This is a genomic window from Streptomyces roseirectus (assembly GCF_014489635.1).
Taxonomy (GTDB): domain Bacteria; phylum Actinomycetota; class Actinomycetes; order Streptomycetales; family Streptomycetaceae; genus Streptomyces; species Streptomyces roseirectus.
In genome coordinates this window covers 4,833,227-4,859,157 of record NZ_CP060828.1, presented here as the reverse complement: position 1 = coordinate 4,859,157, position 25,931 = coordinate 4,833,227, and the positions used below count along the sequence as shown (strand labels likewise).

The window sequence follows — 25,931 nt, the reverse complement described above, 5'->3', positions numbered from 1 at the left end:
GTGTTCAAGGGAGGAGGGAGGGGCGGATCTCCGTGGCGCGCAGGACAGCCTTGGCGGACAACTGCCGCCGCAGCTGTGCCTTGGACGCGAACCCGGCGTTGCGCCGGCTCCGCACCGAGGACACCCACAGGGCCAGGAGGGCGATCGCGCACAGCGCGGCCAGGCCGTACAGCGCGACCGCGACGGCGTTCACCGGGACCTCCTGCGTGAGGCGCGGGCGGCGAGGTAGCGCATCCGTCGCCCGCACAGCCGCGCGATCGACGGCCCGTCCGACGGCGCGTGATGGAACGCGGCGTGCAGTAGCTCCGACGCCTGCCAGATCTCGCGGACCGCGCCGTACAGCCGCCCGGCGGTCGCCGCGTGGATCCCGCGGTCGAGTTCGGCGGCGAGACGGGCGGTGCGCCGGGCGAGCGCGAGGCATTCGGAGTGCAGGAGATCGATGTCCTCCCGGACGACGGCGCTCATGCCGTCGTCGCCAGATCGGTCATCGAGCCGCTGGAGAAGCACAGATGCTGCTCCGCCTCGGTCAACAGGTGCTGCACACCGGGGTAGATGACCTCCCCGACCTTCCACAGCGCGACCCCGCGCCGCAGCCGCATGATGTGCTCCGCCGTCCACGCGGGAAGCCCGAGACGCTTGACGGTGTCCTCGGCCTCCGCCTTCTTCATCGAGTACACGACGACGGTGTCCGCCATCTTCAGCGCGGCCTGCGTCTCGGGGCTGTCGTCGATGTCGCTGAGGTGGTGGACGATGAAGATGCACGACAGCCCGTACCCGCGCGCGAACTTGAGGAACTTCTCCAGCAGCGCGGCGAGTTGGGGCGTCCCGAGGATGTGCCACGCCTCCTCGCAGACGAGGATGCGCTTGCGCTGCGTGTAGCGCGCACACCCGGTCGCCGCGCACGAACCCAGCTCCCAAGCACCGGAGTTGGCGTCCACGATCCGCCGCTCGTGCCGTCCCGGTTCGGCGCCGCACTCGCACGCCGCCCGCAGCCACACCTCCTCCAGGAACACGGAGATCACCGCGACGAGGATCGTCATCGCGACGCCCCCGGAGGGGACCTTGGTGAGGTCGAAGACGACCATGTCGGCGTCGAGGTCGATGCTCAGGCTGGTGGGACCGTCGAGCATCCCGACCAGATCCCCGGTCCCGGTGCCGCACAGCCGGTCCAGGACGTAGGACGCCTCCAGCCCGTCCCCCAGCAGCTCCTCCCAGGTCCGCTTCTTCACCTCGGCGTCCGCCAGGTCGGGGGAGCGCAGAGCGGCGGCGACATCGGCGAGGACCGGCGTGCGGCCGTCCAGAGCGGCGCGCTCGTGCGCGCGGTGGATCGCGAGCCGTAGGGCGGAGCCGGCGAACTCGTCGAGGGGGCGGCCCAAGCCGAGTTCGACGATCGTGCGGACCAGCTCGACCTGTCGTTTGCCCGCGATCGCCGGGTCCATCGGGTTGATGCAGGAGGACCCCGCACCCCCGCCGGGAGCGAACCGCACCGGCGCCGATCCGGTGAGCGAGCGCCCGAGCGCCGCCCACTCCCCCTCCTCGCGCTCCTTCTGCTCCTTCGTGTCCAGGACGACGACCTTGCGCCCGAGCCGGATCTGCCGCGCTGCGTACGTCTTGGTCAGCGCGCTCTTCCCGCGCCCGGTGTCGCCGAGCACGATCATGTTGCCGCCGGGCAGCCCGTCCCCGAAGGCGCTGAACGGGCAGTACACGAACGCCTTTCCGGAGTACAGCTCCCGGCCGACGATCGCGCCTGCCGTGCCCAGGGTGGGCGGCGCGATCGGCAGGTAGAGGGCCTGGCTGGTCGTCGTCTCCGTGTGCAGGGGGCGCCGTACGGTCTCGTACGAGGGGGTCAGCAGGGTCACTTGATGCCTCCGGCGAACGGCAGGGTGGTGGTGAACGCGCGGGCGTGCTCCAGGTCGAGCCATTCGATGCGCAGGTGCGCGTTGCGCGCGCGGGACGCGGTGGTGCGCTTGGTTTTCTCCAGCTCGGCGGCGCTGCGTGCGGAGATGGTGATGTAGCCGACGACGGAGGCGCCGGCGGCGCCCGAGGCGGCCAGGGCCATGCCGCGGGAGCCGGTGGCGTCGGCCGCGATCACGTCGCGCGGGTCGATGTTCTTGCCGCGCTGGCGGTCACGGTGCATCTCGGCCTGGTTGTTGGTGTCCTCGGCGAGCATCCGGTCCACGGCCTTGTCGTTGGGTTCGAGGTCCTGGGTGATCGCGATCGTGCGGATGACGTCCGGCATCCCGATCAGCAGCGGCGAGAGGAAGTCCGGGCCGACGGGCGTGGAAGGCCAGTGGGTGACGGCGGCGGTCGCGTGGAACCAGCTGCCGGTCGAACCCGCCGCGCGGGTCGCGACGTGGGTGCCGCTGCGGACGTCGACGTTGCGGGGGAAGGCGTGCGGCCGGGCCAGGCCGGTGTCCCAGATCGGGTGGTCGGGGTCGTAGCTGTTGCGGATGAACGCCGTCATCCGGCCCTCGTCCAGCGGCGCCACCACCGACAGGTCGGCGTCCTCGCACCGCGCCCACAGCTCCTCCATGCAAGCGGCCATCGCGGCGGCGACCCCTTCGTCACCGACGCCCCGGGACGCGCCGTCGGCCGCCAGGTCGCGGGTGAAGCGGGCGTGCGCGGTGACGTAGTAGCGGTGCTCCTCCGCCGAGGTCGACACGGCATCGGCGAGCACGTCGTACGACTCCTTCAGCCACGGCGGGACGCCGGCGGTCGCCCGGGAGGCGTCCCGCTGGGCGACGAACCGCTGATGCGCGTGCGGGTCGCTCTTCATCTGCCGGGCCAGCACCTGGATGCGCTTGACGGGGTGCTCCTCGGTGTTGCCGAACGCGTCGAGCAGTTCACCCCAGCGCTCCAGCGCCACGACCTGCTCGCCCACCTCCTTGCCGCCCAGCCCCGGCGAGGCGACTTCGAGCGTCGCGGTCACGCACCCGGCCTCCGGCTGGAGGACGACCACCGCGCGCTGCCCGCGTACGGTCGTTGCCACCCACGTCATCCCGGCGACCCCCTCCGGGCTCACCAGGGCGGCGTCCGGCGGAGTCCCGTCCCGTCGTACGCCGGCCTCGATGGCCGGGGAGACCCACACCCCGCCGGTGCGGGCGAGCGCCTTGCGGTGGTACCGGCTGATCCGCCACCAGCGGTAGACCGTTCGGCGCTGCGCGGTGCCCTTGGGCCGGTACGGCAGGTAGACGAGCAGCAGCGCCGTCACGATCGGGACGACGAGGGCGGCCCCGGCGAGCACCGGGACGCCGTTGAAGAGGAAGCCGCCCAGGACGCCGATCCCGGCGCCCCCGCCGAGGACGGCCTGTTCGCCGAGGTCACGGCGGCCGACGAGGCCGGTGGGGCGGTGCTTTCCGAACTGATACGTGCGCGTTGCCATGAGCTAGGTGTCCTTGTCGGTGGGCAGAGGGGTGAGGGGAGGGCCGCTCACGGGAAGCCGTGGGGCGGGAGGTGACGGCGGCGGCGCTGCCGGAGGCCATGGCGGACTCGACGACATCGGGTTGCCCGGCGCCCGGCCACGCACGGGAGCCGGTGCTCCCCGCCCGGTGGGCCCCACGACCGAGTCGGAGCCGTTGCCCTGAGGCCGAGCGGCAGCCGGAGCACCCGATGCCTGCGCTCCGGGAGAACTCGCCGCCTTGCTCTTCACCGCGTCGGCACCGGCCTTTGCGACCATGACCCCGATCCCCACCGGACCGGCGGCACCTGCGGCACTCGCGCTGGAGCCGGTCATCGCCTTGGCGCTGGCCGTCCCGGCACGACCGCCCGCAGTGGCTGAGGCTCTTGGCCCTACGGCCATGCCGTACCGCCCGCCGACCATGGAGTCCTGGAGGTGCATCCCCATGGCCCGGTTCGCGTGCTGCGCGGGGCCGTCGACGGCGGCGGCCGGACCCGAGGACTGCATGGACTTCCGGTCGTGGTGCAGCTGCGCCATCTCGTCCCCGAACGCCGGAAGCCACTTGTAGAGCGTGGCGCTCGCGAAGACCGCCGCGAGGAGAATCAGCGCACCCACCAGCGTCTTGGACGCCGTGTCGGACAGGCTCCCGGTCGAATCGCTGAGGATCGCCCCGCCGAGACCGAGCAGCGCGAACAGGATCGGCTTCGACAGCCCGATCGCGAACACCGCGCCGAACCACTTCTTGCTCTTGCCCCACAGATCCCGGTCCACGAGACCGGCGTTCACCACCGGCCCCAGCGCGACCGCGACGTAGATGGCCGCACCCCGCACCAGCAGCTCGACCCACATCAGCAGAGCACCGCACAGCATGATCAGGTTGACGACGATCAGCACCCCGACACCCTCGTTGGGCTCCGCCGCCATCACCTTGAGGACGTTCTCCAGGAACGGCTTGAAGTTCGCCGTCGCGTACGGCTCGAAGACGTCCGTCACCTCGTCGATCGCCCGCATCAGCAGCGCCATGAATGCGGGCGTCATCGCGTTGACGAAGAACTGGAGCACCAGGAAGCCCACCGCCTCCCCGACCGCGGCGGTCAGCCCCACACCTCGCACGGCCCGCTTGCCGACCGCGATCAGCCACAGGGCGACCGTGATCAGCGAGCTGAACGCGAAGATGATGGCGTACTGCTTCAGGAACGCCGCCGACGTCAGGTCGACCTTCGTCGTGTTCTGGATCAGCTCCAGCATCTTCTGGAGGAACCAGATGTTCGCCTCCGTCAGCTTCTGGAGCAGGAACCCCAATGGGTCCTGCACGAAGTCGACGGCCGCCTTCACCTCGCAGACCATCGGGATGTAGCAGAACGGGTTCGCCACCGCCGACGGCACGAAGAGGAACGCGACGACGACATTGACGACGGCGATCGTCTGAACTCGGCGCCCCCACCCGCTTATTGACCCGGTGCGTACGACGGTGAGCAGTCCCGGCGCGTCCTCACGCAGTCGCAGGCGCATCGTCCACACCCCCCACCTCGGCGAACCGCTCCGCTGCCGACGCCGGCTCGGTCGCCGAGAACGACGGAACCAGCGGCTCCCCCGGCGTCACCGCCGTCGTCCTCCAACTGCCGCCGCCCCACACCAGGTCCACCGTCATCCGCAGAAAGGCGATCCGGGGACGCTGCGTCTCGTCGTCCCCGGCGATCCCGCCCACCGACGCCGTCCACAACTCGACGCTCGCGGCCTGCTCCGAGTACGACACCGGCCGCACACCGAGCACCGCCGTCCTCGTGACCAGCGGCGACCCGTCCGAGGTCTTCCCGTCGGCACCGAGACCTCGGTTGTCCACAACCAGGCGCGCTGTTGAGTCCGAGTCGGTTCTGGTCGAGTCGAGGGTGTCCGGCGAGGCCGTCGCGGCGAGCATCCGGTGGCGCCACGAACTGTCCGTGAAGAAACGCGGATCGCCGTACAACTGGGCCGCGCTGGTCGCCGCAGCACGCGCACCCGCCGCCGTCCGGGCGTACGACGCCGGGAACCCATCGGTCCCCACTACGCCGCTGACCACGGGATCTACGGCCTGACCTGCTGTGTAGTCCACGAAGTCCCCGGCCACGTTCACCGTCTGCCGGACGTCGACCGGTGCCACCAGGCCGGGACCGGAGGAACTGCTCGACACCCTCCAGTCGCCGCGCTCCCAGACGAGCCCGACCGTGACCGAACGGAACGCGAGTTGGGGCGACGTGGCTCCGACCGCGCTTCCACGCACGGTAGTTGTCCACAGGTGGACCGTGGCCTTGTGGATATCGAAACCGAGGACGTGGGCGGCGAGGACACCGGTCCGCGCGACGGCCGGTTTCCTGCCGGAGGAACCGGCGGAGCGGTCGGCCTCCTCGATGGCGTCTGCCGCCGTGCGCGCGGAGGACATGACCCGGATCGCGCGATGCCGCACGGCCTTGTCGGCAAGGAAGGAGGAACTGCCGCTGACGGTGACGTAGTTGGCGGCGGCAGCCTTCGCGCCGGCCTCGGTGCGCGGGTAGCCGACCGGCACACCGTCGGTGCTCTGGCCCCGAGTCCCGCCGCTTGACGGCGCGACGACGACCGGAGTCGAACTGGGCGTTGAGGTGGATGAGTTGGAGCCGGTGAGGACGGTCGCCGTGAGGCCACAGACCGTGAGCGCCGCGACGATCCCGGCGCCGACGGTCCACAGCTTCGTACTCTTCTCACGAGCCGGACGAGAGGAACCCACGGTCACACACCCATCCCGTACGTGATGGTGACGAGGGTGCCCAGGGACGCGACGAGGAAGACACAGACGAGACCGCCGACCATCATCCCCTTGCCCCGCGAACTGTCCATCGTCGAGTGGCCCTCGCCCACCCACCCCTTGGACTTCCCGAGCCCGACCAGGAACGCCCCGACACCCGCGGCAAGCACGACGGCGGCGATGACGCCGAGAATCACCTTCGCGGTGTTCCCGAGCGTCGAGAACGGCCCCCAGTCCGGCTTCACGCCGGACACCGTGTCGATGCCGGCCGCGAGTGAGGGGTGAAGGGACGGTTCGGAGACCGCAGAGAAGAGGGCATGCATGTGAAGTCCCTTGAGATGTAGGTGAGTTAAGAGAAGTGAGGTGCTGAGAAATCAGCCGATGTGCCGCATGGCGATCACCTGCGGCGCCCAGAAACTGAGGGGCTTGATCCGGACCTGAGCGCCGGTGTGCGGCGCCTCGATGACCTGGTCGTCACCGATGTACATGCCGACGTGCTCCGGCCCCGAAGCGCCGGGAACGCTGAACAGCAGGTCCCCCGGCCGGAGTTGGGAGATGGTCTTGACCGCCGTCCCCGCGTGGACCTGGTCGTAGGTGACCCGCGGGAGGTTCACCCCGGCGTGGCTCCACGCCATCTTGGTGAGCGACGAGCAGTCACAGCCGTTCTGCCCGATGTACGGCGGCGCGCAGTCGCCGCCCCACCGGTACCAGCTCCCCAGCGCGGTCCTCGCGGCGGCGATGGCGGCAGCCGCACCCTTGCCCGCCGGTGAACTCGGGCTGCTGGCAGCCCACTTAGCGGCCAGATCCCGGATCGCCTTCACGTAGTTCCGGGTCTCCGAGTACGGCGGGACGCCCCCGTACTTCAGCACCGCACCGCCGCCCGCGTTGTACGCCGCGAGCATGTTGTCCGTCGAGTCCCCCGGCACGGACTCGACTTCCTTCGCGAGGACACAGTCGTAGGCCGCCTGCGCGGCGACGGCGTCCGCCGGGTTGAAGACGTCCTTGACCCCGTCGCTGTCCCCGTCCACGCCGTACACCGACCACGTCCCGGGCATGAACTGCGCGATCCCCAACGCACCCACCGGGCTCTTCGCCTTCGCGTCGAAGTGCGACTCGGTGTAGAGCTGGGCGGCCAGCAACGACGCGGTGACCTGGGGGCACTTCCCCGCGTACTTGCTGACGAGGGCCCGCACTGAGGTCGGGACGCCGGCGTTCGCAGCGACTTCACCACCGGAGCCGGTCTCCTGCGCGGACGCGCTGTCCGCACCGCCGAAGGTCGCCAACAGGGCGACACCGGAAAGGACCATCGCGACGACCAGGCCGAGCACCACCTGCACGGTCTTCTTCGCCATCCGCCGTCACGCCCAGGGCAACGCGACGACCCGCCAGCCGGCGGAGGTGCGCTCCAGACGCAACGCGAGCTGTTCGCGGCTGAGCAGCGGGGCGCCGGGCCTCGGGGTCGTCGTTAGGACGTAGCTGACGCGGACGAGCGCACTCGACGAGGTGACGGCGGGGGCGCCGTCCGGAACCTCCACCGAGGTCACTGTGACGGACTGCCGGGCCTGTCCGGCACGCAGGGCCGCCCAGGGAGCGTCCTGCCCCGGGCGCTTCTGGACGAGGGCTTCCGCCAGATCACCGGCCGCGAACTTCGCTGCGCGCTCTCCAGCGTCCGCGTACGAGACATCACCGCCAACACGCGCATCGTGCCCGGCGTACGCCCTGGTGAACTCCCGTGCCGTGGCCGCTACGTCGGTGGGTACGACGCTGCTGGGCGCGTCTCCGTCGGAGGAGGGAGAGGCGGACTCAGTTCGTGGGGCGGCGGATTGAGACCGGGGTGGTGCGTTCTCGGAGATGGAGGCTGCGGAGCAGCCGGCAGAGAGGAGGCCGACAGAGAACGCAATGGGTATACCGCAGAGAACACGGATAAAAGGGGTGGAGGGAGGCATGAGGGAACCAGGACCTTGATGTGCCGAAGGAAGAGGGAGGCGGGCGTTGCGGTCCTGAGGGGGGAGCGGACCGCAACGCCCCTTCGCAGGAATCAGGCCAAAGGGCCTGCTCCTGCGGGCTGTTCCCGAATCCTGACAGGAGGGGAGGGAAGAAGGCACACGAGGAGCCGGAAGGCAACGCGTTCTTGGTAGTCGTGTTCCTGATCAGCGAGTTCGCCCGACGCTGCGGCAACCGTGAGGTTGTTAGCTGTCAGAACTTGATTCGCGTTGACCAAGTGGAAGCGGTCGTGGTCACGATGCGGGAAGAGCCCCCCAAAAGAGTGCCACCCACTGGTTGCGTAGGTTGAAAGCGGAACACAGTGGTCTGTCGAAGTCGACCGTCGACCGGATCTGGTGGAAGTTCCAGCTCAAGCCGCATCTGACGGACACCTTCAAGCTGTGCACGGACCCGCTGTTCATGGAGAAGGTCTGAGACGTCGTCGGGCTGTACTTCAACCCGCCAGAGGGCGCGGTGGTCCTCTCGGCGGACGAAAGGTCGCAGATCCAGGCCTTGGACCGGTCCCAGCCGGTGCTGCCGACGGCACGGGAACCCTCGTGTGGGCCTTCTCCGCACCGTAGATCAGGGTTCGGCCGTTATCGGATCCACGAGGAGCGGCTGCGCGAGTGCAGTGTATGGGATGACGAGCAGGCCCTCGCTAGCCATGCCCGTATGGCTCCCGGGGCGGCCACACAGAGGCAGAACGGCGAGGAAGCCTTGAACTATGGTGCCCGGCCGGGCACTGGATCCATTGACCACGTTCTTCACCGTCCACCTGCGGATTCGCGTCACTTGAGGTGCCGGCTCTCGCACCGTCACCCTGGCCATGGTCTCCGAGTCCGCCCAGCATCGTGGTCGCGGAAGGGCCCACATTCAAGCGATCAGCGTTGGTGCCGTTCTCTGGGCTTTCGCGAGAAGGGCTGCTTCCGAGGCGTTCTGTCAGCCAGTGGGGGACCGCGGGTGTTAGTGGTGTGTGCTGCTGGGACCTGCGGTACTGCGGTGTCTGCATTGCGCGAAGAGGTTTAGACAAGGAGTGGACTAGCAGCATGCTACCTAGCAGAATGCTTATATGAGGATCGTTCGTCGGCTGACAGACAGGGCACCATTCATACGCCACCTGAGGGCTTGGGAGCAAGCCGCTGGGCGGCGGTTCAGTGACTAGCGTCCGGATGCCTCACGGTACGCCTACTATCGGGTGGTCCACGGCCGTGTCGACAGGCGCCCCCTGGCTATCTGGCGCTGAGCTAGCCGTCACGGGGGTGGATCGATGTGCCTTCAGTAGACCCCCCAGACAGAAGGGCAGGTACGTGTCAGTGCCCGACGACCAGAAAGATCCGATCTACCAGGGGCGTCGCCTGAGAAAGCGATTGCGTGCTGCCCGCGAACGCACAGGCTTCACTCACGCGGATGTCGCGGATCGTCTTGATTGGTCACCTAGTAAGATCAATCGTATTGAAACGGGCAAAGTTAGTCTGACGCTCACAGACTCGCGTGCTCTCCTCGCCCTGTACGGGATCGAGGATGAAGCCCAGGTCGAAGAGATCACAGAGTTGGTCCGTGCCGCACGTCGCCCACCGTGGTGGGCCGGCTATCGAGGGGTGGCTGCTGCAGAATTCCTGCAGTATCTGAGCTTCGAGTCTTCAGCCATCAGGATCCGGAACTTCGAGTCGAACTTGGTTCCCGGGCTTCTCCAGACAGAGGAATATGCCCGGGAGATGTTCAACGCGATGGGGCAGAATTCGGACACCGAGGCATTGCTGGCGTTGCGTCTCGAGCGCCAGGAGCGCGTGGTGCGCACCCATGGGGCAGAGCTGTTCTTCATTCTCGACGAGGCTGCGGTGCGACGTATCCTCGGGAGCGCGAAGATCATGAAGAACCAGTACGAGAAGCTCCTGGCTCTGAACGAGATGGAGAATGTCACCGTGAAGGTGGCGCCCTTCACGTCCGGCATCTATCCGCAGTTCAGGTCTCCCTATGTCCTCTTCCAGTTCCCGGAGGAGGAGGAAGACCTTGTTGCCTACCTGGAGAAGCCTGATGGACAGGTTCTCCTGAGCGAGAGGTCGGCCTTTACGGGGGCTGGCACCCCGGAACCCAGCGACTACCTTGACGATTTCTGGCATGTCGAGAGGTATGTCGCGGTGGATCTGGAAGAGGAATTCTTGATGCGAGGACTGCCGTAGGAAGGGGAAGGTGGCGGTGACTTGGGGAGGGCTGAGGGTATCAGCCGTTCACTCGACGGCTTCGGGCGGATCAATCATTCCAATTGACTCGACGAAAAGCGCCCAAGCTTCCCGGTGGACCGAGATTGGCCCCAGGACTGGGCGATGTGAGTTCCTCACCGCCACCGTTTCCCCTAACGAGACTTCTACGCAATTCCCCTGGTTAGCCGTGTATGAGCTCTTGCGCCATCGCGGAGCCTCAATTTCCATTCCCTGCACCCTCCATCCCCTCCGCACTGCAGACCGGTGCTGGATCCTTCACTTCAGGGCGATTATGAATGATCGTATTTCGCCTGCCAAGAGTATTCTGTCCGGCGAAATGTCGACAATGTCATACCTTATCCCGCGAAATGACATTAATTGAGAGGGGGGAGGGTGGATTCTTTGGCGTGTCTCAAACTTTTCGCGAAATAAGCAAAGGGAGCCTCTTCGGTCGAGCCGGCAAGCTAGTGACCGAGGACTCCCTCTGCGAAGCCCCTCCGTTGATCTACTCTGGAAAGGCAGCTTCACATGGATTCTAGCGGTTCTCTCAGCGAGAGCCAGCCTGCCCGCATCAAGCCGCAGGCCAACTGGATGAAGAGGGCGCGCACCGCGAGCGCCCAAGCGGCGAAGGGTGCCTCTCGCGCTCTGGGCGGGGGACTCGTCTCGCTGATCATCTGGTGGATTGAGAGCAAGTAAGGCAGGCGGCGCGAGCTGCTGCGATCCTGGGGCCTGCAGGCTCCACGCAACCAGTGAACCGCAGACTGTCTTCTCTGCCGTACGGAGGTTGAGCCAGGCCGTCGCGTAAGCAGCCGACATCGCGGCGCTGCTGCATCGAGCCTGGCCGACCGCACCGAGCGACCCCATTTGCGCCCCCTTTTGCCTCAAGGCGCTTCCTGGGTGCCAACAGAGGAAAGCTGAGGCTGTCGCGACGGCTGAAAACTGGGGACTGCCGAAGAAGCCCTGGAGCGGTTGTGCGATCAGCGTGAGCACAGCACCCGGATCTGTATGAAGTTTCCCCTTGATCATGGACGCCTGGAGGCTGGGACCTGAGGTTCCAGCGACCGCCTTCTTCGCGAAGGGGAACGACCGGTGAGCGAGTTGCGCCGGTTCATCCGCCTGGCCCTCGACCTTGACGAGTCGACTGCCGGCATAGTGCGTGACCTCCTGGCCGCCGTGAGACCCGCCTGCACGCTTCTTTGGTCCACCGGCATCGAACGTCACATCACGGAATGTTCACATTGCCTCTACGGTTAGCGCGCAGGCCGCATGCTGGTTCTCCAGCACCAAAATGTGGGGGAACCATGCGCAAGTGCACCGCCGTTACCGCTCTGGCTGCCACCGGGCTCCTGGCTCTTACCGCCTGCAATCCGGCTGTGAGCAGTAGCAGGGAGACCGGCGCCACCGCGTCGGCGCCCGGCACTCCTATGCCAGCAGACACGCCGAAGGCTGACGACGCCCCGGCAAAGACCGGCACGCTGCCGGACATGAAGGGCAAGGGTCTTCAGGCCGCCCAGGACCAAGCGCAGGCCGCAGGGTTCTACAGCCTTACCTCACACGACGCGCTCGGACGCGGGCGTATGCAGGCTTTCGACCGGAACTGGAAGGTCTGCTCGCAGACCCCGGCCCCCGGTGAGCATCGGACCGATACGAAGGTCGACTTCGGGGCGGTCAAGCTGGAGGAGAGCTGCCCCGCCAAGGACGCGAGCGCTGTCCAGGATGCGGGGGCGACGATGCCTGATTTCAGTGGTAAGTCGGTCAAGGTCGCCCGCCAGGCCCTCGACGCCTCCACCAGCATCACCGTCAACGATGTCTCCGGCGAGAGCCGGATGGTCCTTCTCGAATCCAACTGGAAGGTCTGCACCCAGAACCCGAAGCCGGGAGCCCAACTCGATGGGCAACCCGTTGAGTTCGGCGCGGTGAAGTTCGGGGAATCCTGCTGACCCTCATGTGCAGGTCGGGCCTGGTCACGGGGTCTCTACGACGTAGGTGTGACCAACCGTCCCAGGGCCACCACCAACCATGGCACTGCTGGACCTACGAGAAGCAGCGGTGCGCACACGCTGTACGACAGCACCAGTTCCTGGCGGTCGGGTTCGGCCGTCAGGCCGGTGAGGAGGACGTGGTCGAACGGGAGCCACGTGTCCGGTGAGCCCGGCGGGTTGATGCGGATGCCCTCGGAAGTGAGGATCACCCGTGCCCACTCGTGGTCGCGCCACTGCTCCTGGGCTTGGGCTTCCGCCTGCTGGAGCCGTTGGGCGTCCAGCCGCCGGTTGGTCACCCAGCGGCGGCCCAGGGAGGGGTGGTTCTCGAAGTAGCCGGCGCGCGGTGGTTGTACGGGGTCGATGGCGTAGAAGCGGGCCGTCGTGCACATCACGTCGGCGTAGGCCGTCTCGCCGGGCTCCGGGGTGTATCCGGGGGTGGGGACCGGTATCAGGGTTCCGCCCGCGCGGAGGTGGGCGTCGAGCTGGGCCGCGGCTTCGGCTGCGTGCCGGTGGGCCGCTTCGTCCCCGGCGCTGAGCAGGTGTCGCCGCATAGCTCTTCCTTCCTGCTGATGAGGACATTCTCTCTGAGAAGGCTGGTCACCAGAGGTGCCGGGACGGACCCGGCGGAGTCAGCCTCCGGGTGGCGGCTTCCTCCTCCTTGAGGGCGGCGACCAACTCGCCGAGCTTGTCGTTGCCGACGGCTTGGTGGGCGCGGACCGCGTCCTTGATGGCGTCGCGGCTGATCCGTCCGGCGGTCCGGGCGGCGTCCCGCGCGATGGGAAGGAGGTCCCTCATCCAGTCGTCCTCGGGTTCACGGTTCTGGGGAGACTCCTCCCCGTCCGGGACGGGGACCGGTTCGTCGTCGGGAGGGAGGACGGTCTTCTGCTGTGCTGCCGGTTCCGGGTCGGCTGCGTCGGCTGGATCGGTCGAGTCGGCAGGCGGTGTTTCTCCGTCCGGGACGGGTGACTCCTGCGGTCCGTACTCCGCCAGCGTTTCATGCTCCCGGGGCGCGAAGGGGGCGTTCTCGCAGTCGGCCGGGTGATGCATCGCCGCAGGTCCGGCGCTAGGCGTCGATGTTTCGTCCTTGTCCGTGCGCTCGTGGACGGGCGGCAGAACGGACGGAATCACGGCGGGCTCCCCAGTGTCCTGGCCGTGCAGACGGCCCGCCGTTTCCGGGACGCCGAACTCCACTTTCACGCAGTTGCGGACCGGTCCCGGACGGCTTTCCGCTCGGTCCGGGACGGACGACTCCGCCGTCCGCGCCATGATGATGTAGAGGTGGACGGACCCGGCGAGCGCGAGCGGCGCGAGCATGGAGAGGACGCCGACGACGTTGTCCCCGAGGTGGAGCGGGGACGGTCCGGACGGGCCGCTGTGGTTGAGGGTGATCGCGTGGAGCGCGTTGGCCCAGAGGCTGGAGCCGGTGGCGGCGAGGAAGAGGAACCAGGCGTACAGGCGGGCGCCGAAGCCGCTGTGCCGCAGGAGGACGAGGGCGCGCACGCCGTAGGCGATGAAGCCGTCGATGAAGACGGGGAAGAGGTAGGAGAGCGTAGGCCGCGCGTGGATCGCGAGGGCGACTTGGCGGAGAGCGTCGTAGGAGAAGGCGAAGCCGGCCGCGCCGAGGAGGACGATCGCCGCGCGGTCCCAGGCGGACATCGTGCGCAGGCTGTACGGGGTGTTCACGCCTGCTCCTTCAGGGTTGGCCAGGCCGGGGTCCGGGCCAGCAGCCGGCCGAGGTGTTCGAGCGAGTCGATGTCGTCGAGGTGCTGGGCGGGGCACGTGCCGCACGAGCGCCGCAGGGCGAGCCGTTCGATGTGGTTGCCGTCGCCGCTGTAGTGGAGTTCCAGGTGCTGTCCGGCGACGGTGCCCAGGGGCGCGGTCGCCTGGAGGAGGTCGTCCGGGTGCAGGACGCCGAGCGCTTCCCACTTCAGCGTCACCGCCTCGTCGCCAAGGAGGCGCCGGGCGTGCTTCGACGCCGCTGTGGCCGCGCGGGCGCCCCAGGTGTGGAACGCCTGTGTCCGGGCCGCGGAGCGGAGTTGTTCCGCCCTGACGAGCTTCGAGGCGGCGGCGAGCATGAGGGGGTGGGGCATGGGAGTGGCGGTCTTTCCGGGGGAGGTGGGGTGGTTCATGCCGTCGCTCGGCTGCGGCGTCGGTCGTCGCCGATCATCGGGACGAGCGTGGTGACCATCTCGGCGAGGCGGCTGGCGACCCGGTCGCCCACGAAGTCGGTCAGGTCGGGGCCGTCGGCGTCGCGGGCCGGGAGGTTGGAGGTGATGACGGTCGGGAGGCAGTGGTTGTAGCGGTGGTTGATCAACCGGTAGGTGATCTCCTCCGTCCACTCCGACGTCTTCGACGTGCCGAAGTCGTCGAGGAAGAGGTACTGCACCGTCGACAGCCGCTTGAGTTCCTGCTCCGAGGCGCCCATCACCGCGCTGGGGCGCAGCCGCCCGTACATGTCGGCCGAGTTCACCGCCAGCACCTCGAACCGGTCGGGGCCGCCGCTGGCGATGTGCCGCAGAGCGCCGTACGCCTGGTGCGTCTTGCCCGTGCCGGTCAGGCCGGTGAGGAGCAACGTTCCTGCGCGGGACGGGTCGTCGAGCGCCCTCTCCGCCCAGGCCCGAACCTCCGGGAGCGTCGCCTGCGCGTCGCGGAACCGGGGCGGGGTCGCCGACTCCCAGCGGGCGAGCGCGTACTCGACGCGGGCGCCGTGGTGCCAGCGCGGGTTGCCCGGACCGGAATCAGCGGACGGCGAGGAGTCGTCGTCGGGCACCAGGGAGATTCCCTTCGCGGCGAGGATCTTCTCCAGCCGGCGCACCGACCGTGTCTGGCAGGCGAGTTGAGGCTCAGCCATGGTCAGAATCCGTTCTGGTAGGCGCTGGCCCTGGCGGGGTTGCGGTACGGCTTCCAGCCGCCGGGCTCGCGCCGCAGGGGGACGACGTTGTGAGCAGCGGGGACCTGAGTCGGGAGGTCGTCCCAGATGCGCAGCAGGTAGCGCGCCGACTGCGGGGGACGGCCGGGGTCCCAGCGGCGGGAGATGACCTCCACCAGCCGCTCGACACCCCACCGCGCCGACAAGGCTGTTACCCGTGCCCACTCGTCCTCGGTGAGCCTCCAGCCGACGACCATCCCAGCGCTCGTCAGCGCGGCGACGAGGTCCTTGGCGTCGGCCGGGATGCCCTCCGCTGCCCTCGGCGTCGTACGGGGAGACAGCAAGCCAGCTTGCTGTTCTGAAGAGGTAGTACTCCCTACGGGAGTACTACCAGACCCGCGAAGCACGGAAGAAGCTTCCCGGCTTCCTGGAAGGGACTTCGGGGTTTCTGGCTCCAACTTCCTGGTTTCGGCAGCGGTTTCCGGGAAGTCGCTTCCGGGTTCCCGCTGCTGGGCAGGGGTGTCCGAGGAGCCGAGCAGGAGGGAGTAGCGGTTGGTGACGGCCCGGCCCGAACCCGGCGTATAGCTCAGCTCCCCGAGCGCCGACAGTTCGGGGAGGCAGTTGGTGACCGCCCGCGCCGACAGCCGGGCGAGCTTGGCGATCTGCTCCAGGGACAGTGAGACCCACCCCCTGTCGTCCGCCTCCCGGGCCAGGGCGAGCATCACCAGGAGCGACCCCCGCTTGGCCCGCGAACGGCTCCACACCAACTCCGTCATGACGGCGCTCACCGGTCACCGCCGTGCGCCGTGGCGACGTACCGCTCCGCCAGCAGGCCGAACGAGCGGTCGTCCTCCGGGACGTACCCGACGCGGTCGGGGTGCGGCGTGACGTAAAGGCAGCCCGTGGGCACGTGGAAGTCGTGAGGGAGCCGCCAGTCGACGGCGTCGCCGAAGTGCTGCCGTATGAGCCGCGCGGCGCGCTCTTCCACGTCTTGAGGGGCCAGGAGCATGAAAAAGTCCGCGCCGTAGAAGTGGATCATTCCCTGCCGCTTGGGGAAGACGCGTATCAAGGCGGCGTCCGGTGCCAAGGAGTGCAGAGCCTGGCTGAGTTCGTTGTGCATGGGGAAGCTTTCGTGGAAATCGGCTCGTCGATGGGTGGCTACGCCGCTTCAGGAACGGAGGAATCGGCTGAGCGCTTCTTGTGCTCACGCACCAATTGCCACAGGTACTTGATTGGAATGCCCAGACCCTGCGCGACGAGACGAGGGTTGACTTCAGGGTCTTCAATCACTCGCGCGATGACAGCCGTGCGTTCTGCTGAGTTGAGCAGGGTGGTAACACCCTGAATCACTGCCTCGACCGAATCGGCGTTGACCCGGGTTTTCCACAGGCTGAGGAGAACTTCGCGCTCTGGAGCCAGCAGCCCGGCCCGGATGCCGTACCGGTCCTCATACCGCAGCGCGTCCACCAGGCAGCGTGCGGCGACGGGCAAGGGGCAGGCGGAGCACAGCGCGAGCGGCAGCCTCAGAGAGTCGGCGTGGGATTCCCGTAGCTGGTCGGGGTCGCTCCATGGGTGTTCCGATTCCGGAAAGAAGTCGTCCTCGAAGTCCAATCCGGAGCAGAGAGCTTTCTCGGGCCAGTTCTTTCCTGGTACTTCGCGGGCGGTTTCGAGCAGGGGTGTCCAGTCGCCCTGCCGAGCAGATTCGACGAGCGTGTTTATGGTGCTGTTCATTTCGTCCGGGTCCAGAGGAATCAGGTGCGTCGGCGGGAGCGTGCGGAGGGCCGTATGGCCAGCAGGTCCGGACTCTCTTCCTCTGCCGCACGTTGATGCGGTTGGACGAAGTGCATTTCGGATATGGAACGCAGGTCTTCCTCGGTGAACTGGACGAACTTTCCGAGCTTCCGGTGAGGGAGGCTGGAAATCCGTTCGCGCAGCCACTTCTCGGGGATGTTCAGGCGCTTGGCGGCCTCGTCGTACCCGAGGTGGAGACGGGTCTCCGCGACGTCGTCGGTGCGGGCGAGCATCCGTACGACGGCCGCGAGCCCGTGGAGCGCGGCCAGATCGGTGGCGTTCGCCGTCGTCATCGCGCGTCCCGCCCGCTCAGGACGGCCGTGCGCAGGTCGAAGCGCATGGGCTGGGTCGCCCAGCCGGCCTGCGGGAAGGATCTGATGAGCCAGCGGGCGATGGTCAGCGCTTTGGCGCGCGGGACGTGTACGGCCTGCTGGCGTTCATCGACGGCGGTGAACCGCAGGTGCGGCCACGGCGTGCGGGGGTCCTGGAGGCGGACGTCCACGGCGGCGACTCCGGGCAGCAGGGCCGACAGCTGTCCGGCCAGCCGGTTCGCGATGGTGGGGTCGGGCGACGAGATGCCCGACTTGCAGCCCATGGCGGGAGCCATGCGACACTCCTTCACGTTGGCAGCCGTCCCGGTAGTGCCGTGCGAGGGACACGGGGCGGCCGTCTCGGTGACCCGGACCGTGCGAAGGCCCAGGTCATTGCGTCCGGCGTCTGGGAGGTGCGAACTCCCGGGCGCCGGTGTTGTTTTGGGAGGGCGGCGCGATGCGCGGGACGCCCGTTCCGGCTCCGTGGCTGCGGGCGCACGTGAGTCGGGCGAGGCCGGGGTGTGCGAAACCCCGGTTTTTCGCTAAGCTGAAGCTATCCCAGTTTCCGAGGAATATCAACAAGCAGATGCTTCCTCTGCTTGGATAAAAAACGAGGTCCGATGGCTGCTCGACACTTCGACAGAGGTCGCGTGCGCGCGGTGCGGCGAGCTGCCGACATTCCGCAGAGCGCCGTGGCCGCCTCCGTCGGTGTCGCGGACTCGACGGTCGCCGGCTGGGAGACCGGGCTCACGGCCCCCGACCCCGAGAAGCTGCCGGCACTCGCTCGCGCTCTCGGTCGTCCCCTCGACGAACTCTTCCCTCGCGCGGGATTGCCCGACCTCACGGATCTCCGCTGCGACGCCGGCCTCTTCCAGTACGAGACGCCCGCGATCATCGGGACGAAGAGCGCCGGGCCGGTGGCGGGAGCCGAGCGGGGAGAGCGGCGGCTCAAGGAGAAGTACGTCCAGGCTCTGGCCGCGCGGTACGGAGTGACCGTGGAGGAGCTGCGGAGGGCGGAGGACCGCTCCATCGCCAAGGCGAACGGGCAGGACCTTCAGGAGAGCGTGGAGGAGAGCGCCGGCCCCTTCCCCGGAAGCCCCCTGGGAAGCACCCCTGCGGAACTGCCGACGACCCTGGCCGAGAAGATCACCTATCTCGTCAAACGCCTCCCGACTCTCCTTTCAGACGCAGAAGTTGCGGCCGAAGGCAACAGCAGGACCGGAACCCGTGTTCTGACGGAGGCGTTGGTACGTCAGTTGCGTACCGGCGAGGTGACCTCCGCGTCGGAGGACGTGCTCGGCGCGCTCGCCGAGGCTCTGGACACGACGCCGCTGATCTGGTCCGACGATGCCAATGTGCAGCGGATCATCGCGGGGACGTGGCTGCTGAAGAGCGAGTTCGCGGCGATCGCTGCTCGGGGCGGGGAGAAGGAAGGGCTTTCCGCGGATCTGCTGTCGTTCATCCGCAAGGAGGTCGAGCAGGCCCGCGCGGAGGCGCAGGCGCGGCCCGACCACCCGTAAGCGGTCTTCTACAGGCGTACGGTCACGTCCACGAGGCGGCGTTCGGCGTGGGCGGTGATGACGGCCTGCCACACCGTGTCGAGGTGCGGGGGGACCAGGTCCGGACCCAGGTCGCGCGGTGCGCAGAAGCGGTACTCGCTCAGTTCCGACTCCTGGAGGGTGATCGCGGCCTGCTGTTCCGGGCTGAGGATTCCGCCGTCGTACACGTAGAGGACCTGGGCGCCGGTGCCGGGGATGGTGATCCACGCGTGGACCAGGAGGCGGCCGATGTGCGGGCTGATGCCGAGTTCTTCGCGCACCTCGCGGACTGCCGCGTCGTACGGCGGTTCGTCCTGGTCGATGTCCACGGCGCCGCCGGGGAGGTTCCAGTACTTCTTGTACGTCGGGTTGACGATCAGGACCTCGCCGTCGTGGTTGAAGAACACGGCGGCGGCGGAGGCGGTCAGAGTGCTCATGGTCATCACTTTGCGGTCTCGGGGAGCGGGACGGGGGCGAAGCTGATGCGGCGGTACGCGTGGGAGACCTGCATCAGCCACGAGACCTCGGTGCCGAAGTCGTCGCCCGCGGTCCGGAAGGCGGTCGGTGCTCCGGCCGGTTGCCGGGCGGCGGGGAGGGCCGCCTTGAGCCAGTACGCCTCGGCCGTCACCGCGGCCTCGGGGCCGCGATGGCCTTTCGCCTCGGCGAACTGGACAGCGCGCTCGTACAGGTCGGCGGGGGCACGGCGGCGGAGTTCGTGCGTCGCGTCGCGGATCTCGGTGATGTAGCGGCCGAGGCGGATCTGCGGGGTGGCGTCGTGGGAGAGGACGTCGCGCAGGGTGCTGAGCGGCGCGGCGGCGCGGTGGCCTCGGAGGAGGTGGGCGGGCTGGTAGAGGGCGATGCCGTCGACCGCGAGGGCGAGGTCGCGCCAGAGCGGGTGGAGCCTGAGGATCGCGTGGATGCTGCGGGCGCGGGTGAGGAGGGCGCGGAGCGCGGGGACGATCGAGCCGAGGAGCCACAGGAGGAAGCCTGTGTACAGGACGGTGTCGGTGATGTGTTCCTGGTCGGCGAGGTCGCGGGCCGGGAGCGGGTGCAGGGTCGCGACGCTCAGGAAGAGCGTCCGCATGACGGCGTAGATGACGATCAGCGTCATGCCCGTCGCCATCATCGTGAGGCCGGTGCGCAGGGACCAGTGGCCGGCGCGGCGTGCGGCGCGGCCCCACTGGTAGGCGCAGACGAGCGCGGCGGCCACGACGTACGTGTAGAAGAGGCCCATGTAGAGGGCGAGGCCGGGGTCGCCCATGTGCCGGCCGATGAAGTATGGGCTGTCCTTGCCGGTCTTCGAGCGGTCGAGGACGAGGAAGAACACCGTCGTCATGCACACCACCGTCGCGACCGAGGCGTACGCGGTCGCGCGCTGGACCAGCGTGGAGATCCTGATGTGGCGGGCGGAGGTGTCCTCCTCGGCGTAGACGTCGCACACGTACATCAGCAGGACGCAGATCCCGGCGATGGCCAGGACGTGCTTGAGGAGGGTCGGCAGGTCGTTGACGCCGAGCGGGTCGACGGCGTTTCGGCCGAGGCCGGTGCGCAGCCACCAGGCGATCGCGAAGGCGGTGAAGGCGCCGGAGAGGGAGCGGCTGCGGCGTTGTCCTCGCAGTGTGCCGGGCAGGCGGACGGCGGCCTGGAGCAGGAGCAGCGCCAGGATGAGGGTGGCGGTCAGGTCAGAGACGGACACGGGGTTTCCGGGAGGTGTGGGGGGTGTGGGTGAGGTCTTCGGCGAGGTGGCGCAGGGTGGGGTCGTCGATGTGCTCGGTGGCGTACGCCTCCTGGTGCAGGAGGTCGGCCAGCATCTCCGCGCGGCGCTCGGTCGGGGAGTCGTAGCGGTGGCGGGCCATCACACGGCCCCGCGTCAGGAGGCGGCGCAGGGTGGCGGGCGGGAAGTCGGGGAGCAGGCGGGCCAGCTCCTCGAAGTTCGCCTCGGTGGTGTCGTCGCACCAGATGTGGGCCAGCTCGTGGAGGATGATCCGCTGGCGGTGGAAGGACGTGGTGCCCTCCACGTGCAGGATCAGGTCCACGGGGACGTCGTCGAGCTGGAGCCACAGGCCGCAGACGTCGGTGTTGGCCAGCAGGTGGTCGGGGACCGGGACCAGCTTGATGCGGCGGTTGCGGGCGGCTTCGATGCCCGAGATCAGCCCTTCCAAGGTGAACGGCCTTGGGACCGGCATACAGGCGAGCTGCGAACGGCACTCCGCACGCAGTGCGCGGCGTGCTGCCGCCGTCGCGCGATGTCTGCGCATGGACTCGGCCGCCCGTCTCCACCACCGGTCACCGGAACGGAGCATCTGGTGCTTGGGGCTGTTCGAACCGGTTGTGCTGAATTTCTCCATGGGTCACTCAGAAAGAGGTGCCAGAGCCGTCTGGGAACTGTTGTGGCATGCACGAGGCTCAAAGGGCTTGAGGGAGGGTATTCCTCTGGAGCCTGTTGTGACCGAAGTGGAGCGCGACATGAAGATCCTTTTCGTGCGCGAGCCAAGCAGAACGGGGCCGTAGGAGGAGATCCCTCGACGTTGAAGAGACTACGGCCGGAGCTGGAACAGCACAGGAATCACAGCGTCCGCTTATCCTGGGGAGGGGAACTGACAGTTCCCCTAACCAAATAGTTTTCTTTTCAACTCTTCCCGGTTCGGCCTCGATACCGCTTCAACTCGCCCGAGAAGAAGAGGTGGTGAGCTGCGCCTCGCCGGAGGGTGCCGACGTTGATCATCAGAAATCTGTGACGCACATCCCAACTCCGGATGTTATATGAACGTTATGGACGGCAGAGAAAGGGTGCGGCCTCTCCTCACACGCATCCTGCGCCAAGCCCGCGCCCGCCGCGACACAGCAGACGTACCGGGGTTCAACGACCTGTTCGGCGCGAAGTTAACCCGCGGGATCACCCAGCAGCAGACGGCGCGGCTGGCGGGAGTCAGCCGACGCTGGTACGGCAACCTCGAAGCAGGGCGCCCGGGGAACTACAGCGATGCCTTCCTGTATGCCGTGCGCCGCATCCTCGACCTGGACGACGACGAGTGGGGCATCGTCTACGGCATCGCCCGAGGCCGGGCACCAAGCACCCCGCGCTCCGGGCCGTCGGCCCACAAGCTGTCCCCGGTCCTGCTGTCCCTCGTTGAGCAGAGCCCGACTTGGGGGATCTATCTCAGCGACCACTGCTGGGACCTCCTCGCCTGCAACAAGAAGGCCCAGGAGTACTTCCCCTGGATGTCGGACGGCGTCAATGTCGTGGAATGGGTTCTGACCTCCCCAGAAGCACGCACTCAGCTCATCGACTGGCGGGAATCCTGGGCACTCCCTTCCATGGCGGCACTTCGGGTTCACGCAGAAAAGTGGCCGCACGACGAACGGCTTCAGGAAATCATCGAGAAGGTGCGTCTCGACCCGACCGTTCGAAAAATGTGGGACGACGCCGACTTGCCGACCGTGGCGTATCCGGTATCCAGCTCACCCCGGCGTCTTCACTTGCCTCGATATGGGGGCAAGGAATTCACTGTTCGAATTATTGTACTGGAGCCTCTGGAGCTACCGAACTGTCGGCTGGTGGCGCTCACGCCTGCGGAATTGGTTGCTTCAGGGTGAGAGGAGGATTTTGCTCCGCATTCTCCAAATCGGAATGGGCGTGTCCGGCTGCCGTAGCAGGCAGTAGGGAGGGCTCCATGATTAGGAAGTTTGATCAGTCGCAGTGTTGTTCTATGTGACACGTGCAGCGGTATTGCTGGTGATGGCATTGTGTCTTAGAATATCGAAATGGACTTGCAGCAAGAAGATGTTAGGCAACGTTTTATCTCGCTTGAGCGGGGCGCATGGACTGTCGTCTGTGACAGTTGGCGCGACGACAATGACAGCGGCGGTATCTATTGTGCTTTTGCGTTGCCCTTGAAAAGAGAGCGAATCCTCAGTGGTCCTGGATGGGACATCTCGAAGGGTGACTTCGGCCCCGGTTTTTCGCAACGCTATGAGAACGGCAAGACGGTAACTACCTACTTTCATGACGGAATTCAGGACGGCATTGAGCCATTGGTTCTTCTGCGCGATTACCACGGGGTGGTTCCGTCGGCGCTTGAACTGACCCAGCACTTCCGGTTGTACCACAACCTCTACTGGGATGATTTGACGTCTCAGTTCATGCAGCCGCATGACGATGGAACCTCGTCAGTCGCAGTTAAAGTCACAGGTAAAAAGGTAGAGGTGCGAACGAAGCTGCTGCGTCAGTTTCAGGCTGCCCGCCAGCTTGACCTTATTTTCTATATCGACTCGGTAAGGTATGACCAAGAGGGTACTGCTGTACCTGAGGATGCCGAGTGGGTAGCCGATGGCTTGCGCGCTGGCCTGTATTCTGGCGACGGGAGTATGGGACGTGTATTCACGCGTTATCTGGGCACGCGAGTAGTATCCTCACCTCCTATCGAGAAGAGTGGCATCTGGCCCTACGAAGACGAAGACAACTATTTCCCCGAGTTCATCATCGGGACCAACGATGATGGTGATGAGGTCCGTTACACCTGTAATCCGGAAGCTCTAGCTAACTACTTTGGAGCTAATCCGGACGCACCGCACTACTTGACGCCGGTATTCTTCCGTCGGGAAGTTCTGCAAAAATACTACGATAAACCCGAGTTGTATGAGGTGTCTGACGGTCGTCTCCGTTGCGCCTCCCTGTGGGGTATGCAAATCGACAACAATACCGAAGATTATGTGGTAGTTTTTCTTGGTGACCTTGGTCGCGACCTGCCTCGCCAAGAGCGCGATTATTGGCGAAGTTTTAACGTTCCGGCTGATGGCAACCCCAGTGAAACCCTTATTCGGCGAGCATTTTTCGCGCAATTTGCGGAGCCGACAGCAGAGGACCTGCTCGTGAGGTCCAGCTATGTGACGTTTGGGCGTGCGTGGAATGAACGTTACGGATGGGATTTCTTCCGAAAGCCTGAGGAGGCAGATGCTGGACTTTTGCAGCGTCTGCGTCTCCCCTTGAACGAATCTCAGGCTGAGTTCGAGTCAAGTATCCGAATCATGACTCAGCTTTTCGTTGACGCTATCAATGAAAAGCAGGTGCAGGCGCAATTGTCAGACAAGATCGATAACGAAAAGGGAATCTCAAAGCTTGAACGTTGGCTGAAGTCAGCCGGGTACGCGCACGCTGAGCGAGACATTCAGTTTCTTCGTAACCTGCAAGAGGTTAGGTCGAAGGCTACAGCGCACCGGAAGAGCAGGGAATACGAGAAGATGCTCACGAAAGTCTTCGGTGATCTCCGAGGGCTAGCGGCCGTTAAGGTGCTCTTCGTGTCTGCAATGGCAATGTTGACCGGTCTTAGCGAGTGGCTTGCTGTGGAGAATTTAGATCGAACGGAATGATACCCGGATCGGCACGATCGCCCTTGTAAATGCGATAAGTGGAGTCTCTGGTTGCGCGGAACATGTTCTTCGCGGATCTGTCCCTACCAGGGCTTCACTCGTGTCTAACGCTGAGTCGCTATCCTGCTGGCCAACGTCATCACGCATCGAACCGTCGCGTTGCCGAGAGGACCTAAAAGGCATGTGCCTTACCTCCCGATACCGTCGACGTCGTGGAGTCCTGTGTCTCGTAGGTAGGGGCGGGACGCGTGCTCCACCATCAAGGATCAGCCCGAAGGTAAGGTTCAGCGAAGCCGGGCTCTGGCACGCTTCTCGGCACGGGTGAAGGCTGGTCTTGCAAGGTCAAGCGTGTTCCCGAGGACCGTGATGAATCCGTTCACTCGCTGGCGTGCTGCTTGCTCTTGGTTCGTAGGCAGTTCAAAAATGTCTGCCATGTCCCCAGCCTGGGCTTCCCACTTCGGGCGGATGTTCTGGTACTCCTGCCAGTACTGCCGGTGCTCTTGCAGGGCACGTCGAAGTACGTGCTCGGGTACGGTTTCGAGCGCCAGGCTCTGAGTGACCTGCAAGGTGAATTCCCACATCGCCACGACCTGATCGGTGGTGACCGGTGCGTCTGCGGGGCCGATGCCACGGATGATCTCCGGAACCCCACGAGACCTCCATGGGCTGGCGATGTTGCTCAGGGCCTCGGCGATGGCGTCGAAGTTCGGCTTCCTGGACGACTCCCCTTCGAGCAGCCACTGCTGTGCGATTCGACGCTGCCCAGTAGTTGCGAGCGGGTGCGCGAACTGCTTGATGACCTTCTTTGCCGTGTCCCTGCGGTGGGGGTGCGAGTTGATACCCGCGTTTTGTGCCCAAGCCCGTAGTGCCCTGCGGGCTTGGATGTCGGGGATCACGGTGTCATCCATGCACCACATGAAGAGGATGATCGGGATCATCGTTCGGTGCGGTACGCGCTTGATCGGAGACCTGAGCTTGGCGGCAGTGAGTTCGTAGAACAGCCGGCGCTGTTCCGGTGGATAGATCCGGCGGTCGCTCCCTCGCTGAGTCGTCTTTCGGTAGAGAGGGGGCGAGAGAAGGCCGACCTCGACGTAATCGGTGACCGTTCTCGGAGTGACCTTGGCGCCGAGGGAGCGGACGTCCTCCACCAGGGCGTCGGCTGTTCCGGCCGGCCACTCGTCCGCCCAGCTTGTCATGGTCTGGAACTTACACCGAGATCGAGGCGAGCGAGCGGGACTTCATGCACCGGGCCGGTCCAGAGTGAGGGGGGAGAAACCGAAACGCCCTCGTGCCGCTCCCTCTCGCGAAGTCGGCGGCACGAGGGCCTGGCACCCTCTGGAGGGCTCCATGTATCACCGTACGCGCCACCCCATCCGGCGAAGGCCGTCCCGTACCTGCCGTCCGGCCTATCCGAAGGGGGTGATCGGCCACCTCCTCCTGCTCGCCGCAGGAACCGCCGTGACCACGCTGGTTGCGGCTGGGGTTAACTACCTGGTCCACTAGGTCGGCTCAGGTGGAGCAGGAAGAATCAGTCGCCAGCGGATTCGTTCGAGCTTTTCCAGTTGGAGGGCCATGATTTGCAGTGGATCTTCAGTGATAAGTCAAGTCGCCCTGCACGTAGGATTGTTGGAAGCCTGAGCTTCGCGGCTGCAATCATCTTGGGAGGCGTGCACACGCGTGCGCACCGGCCCTGGATCGATGGGGACTGAGGCGGATCGAGCAGGGCTGAAT

The 25,931-nt window shown here is 66.5% G+C and carries 29 protein-coding genes; 6 read left to right on the top strand and 23 right to left on the bottom strand.

Annotation, left to right across the window (positions count from 1 at the left end):
- Nucleotides 1-4: 4 nt before the first annotated feature.
- The 9 genes from IAG44_RS20370 to IAG44_RS43625 are packed head-to-tail and all read right to left on the bottom strand — an operon-like array spanning nt 5 to nt 7,690.
- A complete protein-coding gene (locus IAG44_RS20370; protein WP_187748518.1) occupies nt 5-193 on the bottom strand; it encodes a hypothetical protein in 189 nt (62 codons plus the stop codon).
- On the bottom strand, nt 190-465 hold the full coding sequence (locus IAG44_RS20365) for a DUF6238 family protein (RefSeq protein WP_187748517.1): 276 nt from the start codon (nt 463-465) through the stop codon (nt 190-192). The genes IAG44_RS20370 and IAG44_RS20365 overlap by 4 nt, the downstream gene beginning before the upstream one ends.
- Nucleotides 462-1,859, bottom strand: a complete 1,398-nt coding sequence (locus tag IAG44_RS20360; RefSeq protein WP_187748516.1) for an ATP/GTP-binding protein — start codon at nt 1,857-1,859, stop codon at nt 462-464. Before IAG44_RS20360 ends, IAG44_RS20365 begins: the two co-directional genes overlap by 4 nt.
- Nucleotides 1,856-3,382: an SCO6880 family protein gene (locus IAG44_RS20355; RefSeq protein WP_187748515.1), complete on the bottom strand. Its 1,527-nt coding sequence runs from the start codon at nt 3,380-3,382 to the stop codon at nt 1,856-1,858. Before IAG44_RS20355 ends, IAG44_RS20360 begins: the two co-directional genes overlap by 4 nt.
- 3 nt (nt 3,383-3,385) lie before the next feature.
- On the bottom strand, nt 3,386-4,909 hold the full coding sequence (locus IAG44_RS20350) for a hypothetical protein (protein ID WP_187748514.1): 1,524 nt from the start codon (nt 4,907-4,909) through the stop codon (nt 3,386-3,388).
- On the bottom strand, nt 4,890-6,137 hold the full coding sequence (locus IAG44_RS20345; protein ID WP_246561930.1) for a DUF8175 domain-containg protein: 1,248 nt from the start codon (nt 6,135-6,137) through the stop codon (nt 4,890-4,892). Before IAG44_RS20345 ends, IAG44_RS20350 begins: the two co-directional genes overlap by 20 nt.
- A gap of 2 nt (nt 6,138-6,139) precedes the next feature.
- Nucleotides 6,140-6,478 (bottom strand): hypothetical protein, encoded by a 339-nt coding sequence (locus tag IAG44_RS20340; protein WP_187748513.1) that lies wholly within the window; start codon nt 6,476-6,478, stop codon nt 6,140-6,142.
- A 51-nt stretch (nt 6,479-6,529) separates the two neighbouring features.
- Nucleotides 6,530-7,507 (bottom strand): C40 family peptidase, encoded by a 978-nt coding sequence (locus tag IAG44_RS20335; RefSeq protein ID WP_187748512.1) that lies wholly within the window; start codon nt 7,505-7,507, stop codon nt 6,530-6,532.
- A gap of 6 nt (nt 7,508-7,513) precedes the next feature.
- The gene (locus IAG44_RS43625; protein ID WP_246561929.1) at nt 7,514-7,690 is read right to left on the bottom strand and encodes a hypothetical protein; all 177 of its coding nucleotides are present in this window, start codon (nt 7,688-7,690) and stop codon (nt 7,514-7,516) included.
- A 745-nt stretch (nt 7,691-8,435) separates the two neighbouring features.
- On the opposite strand from IAG44_RS43625, the gene IAG44_RS44775 reads away from it, so the two are divergent.
- Entirely contained in the window at nt 8,436-8,573 is a 138-nt protein-coding gene (locus IAG44_RS44775) for a hypothetical protein (RefSeq protein ID WP_223006798.1), read from the top strand.
- A gap of 878 nt (nt 8,574-9,451) precedes the next feature.
- Nucleotides 9,452-10,318, top strand: a complete 867-nt coding sequence (locus IAG44_RS20320) for a helix-turn-helix domain-containing protein (protein ID WP_187748511.1) — start codon at nt 9,452-9,454, stop codon at nt 10,316-10,318.
- A 48-nt stretch (nt 10,319-10,366) separates the two neighbouring features.
- Here IAG44_RS20320 and IAG44_RS20315 read toward each other — a convergent pair whose 3' ends face one another.
- Nucleotides 10,367-10,567 (bottom strand): DUF397 domain-containing protein, encoded by a 201-nt coding sequence (locus IAG44_RS20315; protein WP_187748510.1) that lies wholly within the window; start codon nt 10,565-10,567, stop codon nt 10,367-10,369.
- Nucleotides 10,568-11,640: 1,073 nt separating this feature from the next.
- Here IAG44_RS20315 and IAG44_RS20310 point away from each other — a divergent pair.
- Nucleotides 11,641-12,279 carry a PASTA domain-containing protein gene (locus IAG44_RS20310; RefSeq protein ID WP_187748509.1) on the top strand — a complete coding sequence of 213 codons (639 nt, stop codon included), beginning with the start codon at nt 11,641-11,643 and terminating at the stop codon, nt 12,277-12,279.
- Between the two features lie 35 nt (nt 12,280-12,314).
- On the opposite strand, the gene IAG44_RS20305 is transcribed toward IAG44_RS20310, so the two are convergent.
- Genes IAG44_RS20305 through IAG44_RS20265 form a run of 9 tightly spaced genes read right to left on the bottom strand, consistent with a single transcriptional unit; the run spans nt 12,315 to nt 17,588 of the window.
- Nucleotides 12,315-12,872, bottom strand: coding sequence for a hypothetical protein (locus IAG44_RS20305; protein ID WP_187748508.1), 558 nt, complete (start codon nt 12,870-12,872; stop codon nt 12,315-12,317).
- A gap of 46 nt (nt 12,873-12,918) precedes the next feature.
- Nucleotides 12,919-14,004 (bottom strand): DUF2637 domain-containing protein, encoded by a 1,086-nt coding sequence (locus IAG44_RS20300; protein WP_187748507.1) that lies wholly within the window; start codon nt 14,002-14,004, stop codon nt 12,919-12,921.
- On the bottom strand, nt 14,001-14,411 hold the full coding sequence (locus IAG44_RS20295) for a DUF6195 family protein (protein WP_187748506.1): 411 nt from the start codon (nt 14,409-14,411) through the stop codon (nt 14,001-14,003). Before IAG44_RS20295 ends, IAG44_RS20300 begins: the two co-directional genes overlap by 4 nt.
- A 35-nt stretch (nt 14,412-14,446) precedes the next feature.
- Complete coding sequence (locus IAG44_RS20290; protein ID WP_187748505.1) at nt 14,447-15,172, bottom strand: ATP-binding protein; 726 nt, start codon at nt 15,170-15,172, stop codon at nt 14,447-14,449.
- A 2-nt stretch (nt 15,173-15,174) separates the two neighbouring features.
- Nucleotides 15,175-15,966: a hypothetical protein gene (locus IAG44_RS20285; RefSeq protein ID WP_187748504.1), complete on the bottom strand. Its 792-nt coding sequence runs from the start codon at nt 15,964-15,966 to the stop codon at nt 15,175-15,177.
- Nucleotides 15,967-15,974: 8 nt separating this feature from the next.
- Nucleotides 15,975-16,310, bottom strand: coding sequence for a hypothetical protein (locus tag IAG44_RS20280; protein ID WP_187748503.1), 336 nt, complete (start codon nt 16,308-16,310; stop codon nt 15,975-15,977).
- Nucleotides 16,311-16,348: 38 nt separating this feature from the next.
- On the bottom strand, nt 16,349-16,921 hold the full coding sequence (locus IAG44_RS20275; protein WP_187748502.1) for a WhiB family transcriptional regulator: 573 nt from the start codon (nt 16,919-16,921) through the stop codon (nt 16,349-16,351).
- 20 nt (nt 16,922-16,941) lie between these two features.
- Nucleotides 16,942-17,274: a MerR family transcriptional regulator gene (locus tag IAG44_RS20270; protein ID WP_187748501.1), complete on the bottom strand. Its 333-nt coding sequence runs from the start codon at nt 17,272-17,274 to the stop codon at nt 16,942-16,944.
- Nucleotides 17,271-17,588, bottom strand: a complete 318-nt coding sequence (locus IAG44_RS20265; RefSeq protein WP_246561926.1) for a transcriptional regulator — start codon at nt 17,586-17,588, stop codon at nt 17,271-17,273. Before IAG44_RS20265 ends, IAG44_RS20270 begins: the two co-directional genes overlap by 4 nt.
- Before the next feature lie 324 nt (nt 17,589-17,912).
- On the opposite strand from IAG44_RS20265, the gene IAG44_RS20260 reads away from it, so the two are divergent.
- Nucleotides 17,913-18,812, top strand: coding sequence for a helix-turn-helix domain-containing protein (locus IAG44_RS20260; protein WP_187748500.1), 900 nt, complete (start codon nt 17,913-17,915; stop codon nt 18,810-18,812).
- Between the two features lie 8 nt (nt 18,813-18,820).
- Here IAG44_RS20260 and IAG44_RS20255 read toward each other — a convergent pair whose 3' ends face one another.
- From IAG44_RS20255 to IAG44_RS20245, 3 genes are read right to left on the bottom strand one after another with little or no spacing between them, the layout of a single operon-like run.
- Nucleotides 18,821-19,267 (bottom strand): NUDIX domain-containing protein, encoded by a 447-nt coding sequence (locus IAG44_RS20255; RefSeq protein WP_246561925.1) that lies wholly within the window; start codon nt 19,265-19,267, stop codon nt 18,821-18,823.
- 5 nt (nt 19,268-19,272) lie between these two features.
- Nucleotides 19,273-20,526: an MAB_1171c family putative transporter gene (locus IAG44_RS20250; RefSeq protein WP_187748498.1), complete on the bottom strand. Its 1,254-nt coding sequence runs from the start codon at nt 20,524-20,526 to the stop codon at nt 19,273-19,275.
- Nucleotides 20,513-20,992: a hypothetical protein gene (locus tag IAG44_RS20245; RefSeq protein ID WP_246561924.1), complete on the bottom strand. Its 480-nt coding sequence runs from the start codon at nt 20,990-20,992 to the stop codon at nt 20,513-20,515. Before IAG44_RS20245 ends, IAG44_RS20250 begins: the two co-directional genes overlap by 14 nt.
- Before the next feature lie 610 nt (nt 20,993-21,602).
- Here IAG44_RS20245 and IAG44_RS20240 point away from each other — a divergent pair.
- Both IAG44_RS20240 and IAG44_RS20235 read left to right on the top strand, forming a co-directional pair.
- Entirely contained in the window at nt 21,603-22,427 is an 825-nt protein-coding gene (locus IAG44_RS20240; RefSeq protein WP_187748496.1) for an MmyB family transcriptional regulator, read from the top strand.
- A gap of 168 nt (nt 22,428-22,595) precedes the next feature.
- Nucleotides 22,596-24,200, top strand: a complete 1,605-nt coding sequence (locus IAG44_RS20235) for a hypothetical protein (RefSeq protein WP_187748495.1) — start codon at nt 22,596-22,598, stop codon at nt 24,198-24,200.
- 284 nt (nt 24,201-24,484) lie between these two features.
- Here IAG44_RS20235 and IAG44_RS20230 read toward each other — a convergent pair whose 3' ends face one another.
- On the bottom strand, nt 24,485-25,396 hold the full coding sequence (locus IAG44_RS20230) for a hypothetical protein (protein ID WP_187748494.1): 912 nt from the start codon (nt 25,394-25,396) through the stop codon (nt 24,485-24,487).
- Nucleotides 25,397-25,931 lie beyond the last annotated feature (535 nt).

Coding starts and splice junctions, on each gene's coding strand:
- IAG44_RS20365 (WP_187748517.1), bottom strand. CDS start 465: ATGAGCGCCGTCGTCCGGGAGGACATCGATCTCCTGCACTCCGAATGC.
- IAG44_RS20355 (WP_187748515.1), bottom strand. CDS start 3,382: ATGGCAACGCGCACGTATCAGTTCGGAAAGCACCGCCCCACCGGCCTC.
- IAG44_RS20350 (WP_187748514.1), bottom strand. CDS start 4,909: ATGCGCCTGCGACTGCGTGAGGACGCGCCGGGACTGCTCACCGTCGTA.
- IAG44_RS20340 (WP_187748513.1), bottom strand. CDS start 6,478: ATGCATGCCCTCTTCTCTGCGGTCTCCGAACCGTCCCTTCACCCCTCA.
- IAG44_RS20335 (WP_187748512.1), bottom strand. CDS start 7,507: ATGGCGAAGAAGACCGTGCAGGTGGTGCTCGGCCTGGTCGTCGCGATG.
- IAG44_RS20315 (WP_187748510.1), bottom strand. CDS start 10,567: ATGGAAATTGAGGCTCCGCGATGGCGCAAGAGCTCATACACGGCTAAC.
- IAG44_RS20310 (WP_187748509.1), top strand. CDS start 11,641: ATGCGCAAGTGCACCGCCGTTACCGCTCTGGCTGCCACCGGGCTCCTG.
- IAG44_RS20305 (WP_187748508.1), bottom strand. CDS start 12,872: ATGCGGCGACACCTGCTCAGCGCCGGGGACGAAGCGGCCCACCGGCAC.
- IAG44_RS20295 (WP_187748506.1), bottom strand. CDS start 14,411: ATGCCCCACCCCCTCATGCTCGCCGCCGCCTCGAAGCTCGTCAGGGCG.
- IAG44_RS20290 (WP_187748505.1), bottom strand. CDS start 15,172: ATGGCTGAGCCTCAACTCGCCTGCCAGACACGGTCGGTGCGCCGGCTG.
- IAG44_RS20285 (WP_187748504.1), bottom strand. CDS start 15,966: ATGACGGAGTTGGTGTGGAGCCGTTCGCGGGCCAAGCGGGGGTCGCTC.
- IAG44_RS20280 (WP_187748503.1), bottom strand. CDS start 16,310: ATGCACAACGAACTCAGCCAGGCTCTGCACTCCTTGGCACCGGACGCC.
- IAG44_RS20275 (WP_187748502.1), bottom strand. CDS start 16,921: ATGAACAGCACCATAAACACGCTCGTCGAATCTGCTCGGCAGGGCGAC.
- IAG44_RS20270 (WP_187748501.1), bottom strand. CDS start 17,274: ATGACGACGGCGAACGCCACCGATCTGGCCGCGCTCCACGGGCTCGCG.
- IAG44_RS20265 (WP_246561926.1), bottom strand. CDS start 17,588: ATGGCTCCCGCCATGGGCTGCAAGTCGGGCATCTCGTCGCCCGACCCC.
- IAG44_RS20260 (WP_187748500.1), top strand. CDS start 17,913: ATGGCTGCTCGACACTTCGACAGAGGTCGCGTGCGCGCGGTGCGGCGA.
- IAG44_RS20255 (WP_246561925.1), bottom strand. CDS start 19,267: ATGAGCACTCTGACCGCCTCCGCCGCCGCCGTGTTCTTCAACCACGAC.
- IAG44_RS20240 (WP_187748496.1), top strand. CDS start 21,603: ATGGACGGCAGAGAAAGGGTGCGGCCTCTCCTCACACGCATCCTGCGC.
- IAG44_RS20235 (WP_187748495.1), top strand. CDS start 22,596: ATGGACTTGCAGCAAGAAGATGTTAGGCAACGTTTTATCTCGCTTGAG.
- IAG44_RS20230 (WP_187748494.1), bottom strand. CDS start 25,396: ATGACAAGCTGGGCGGACGAGTGGCCGGCCGGAACAGCCGACGCCCTG.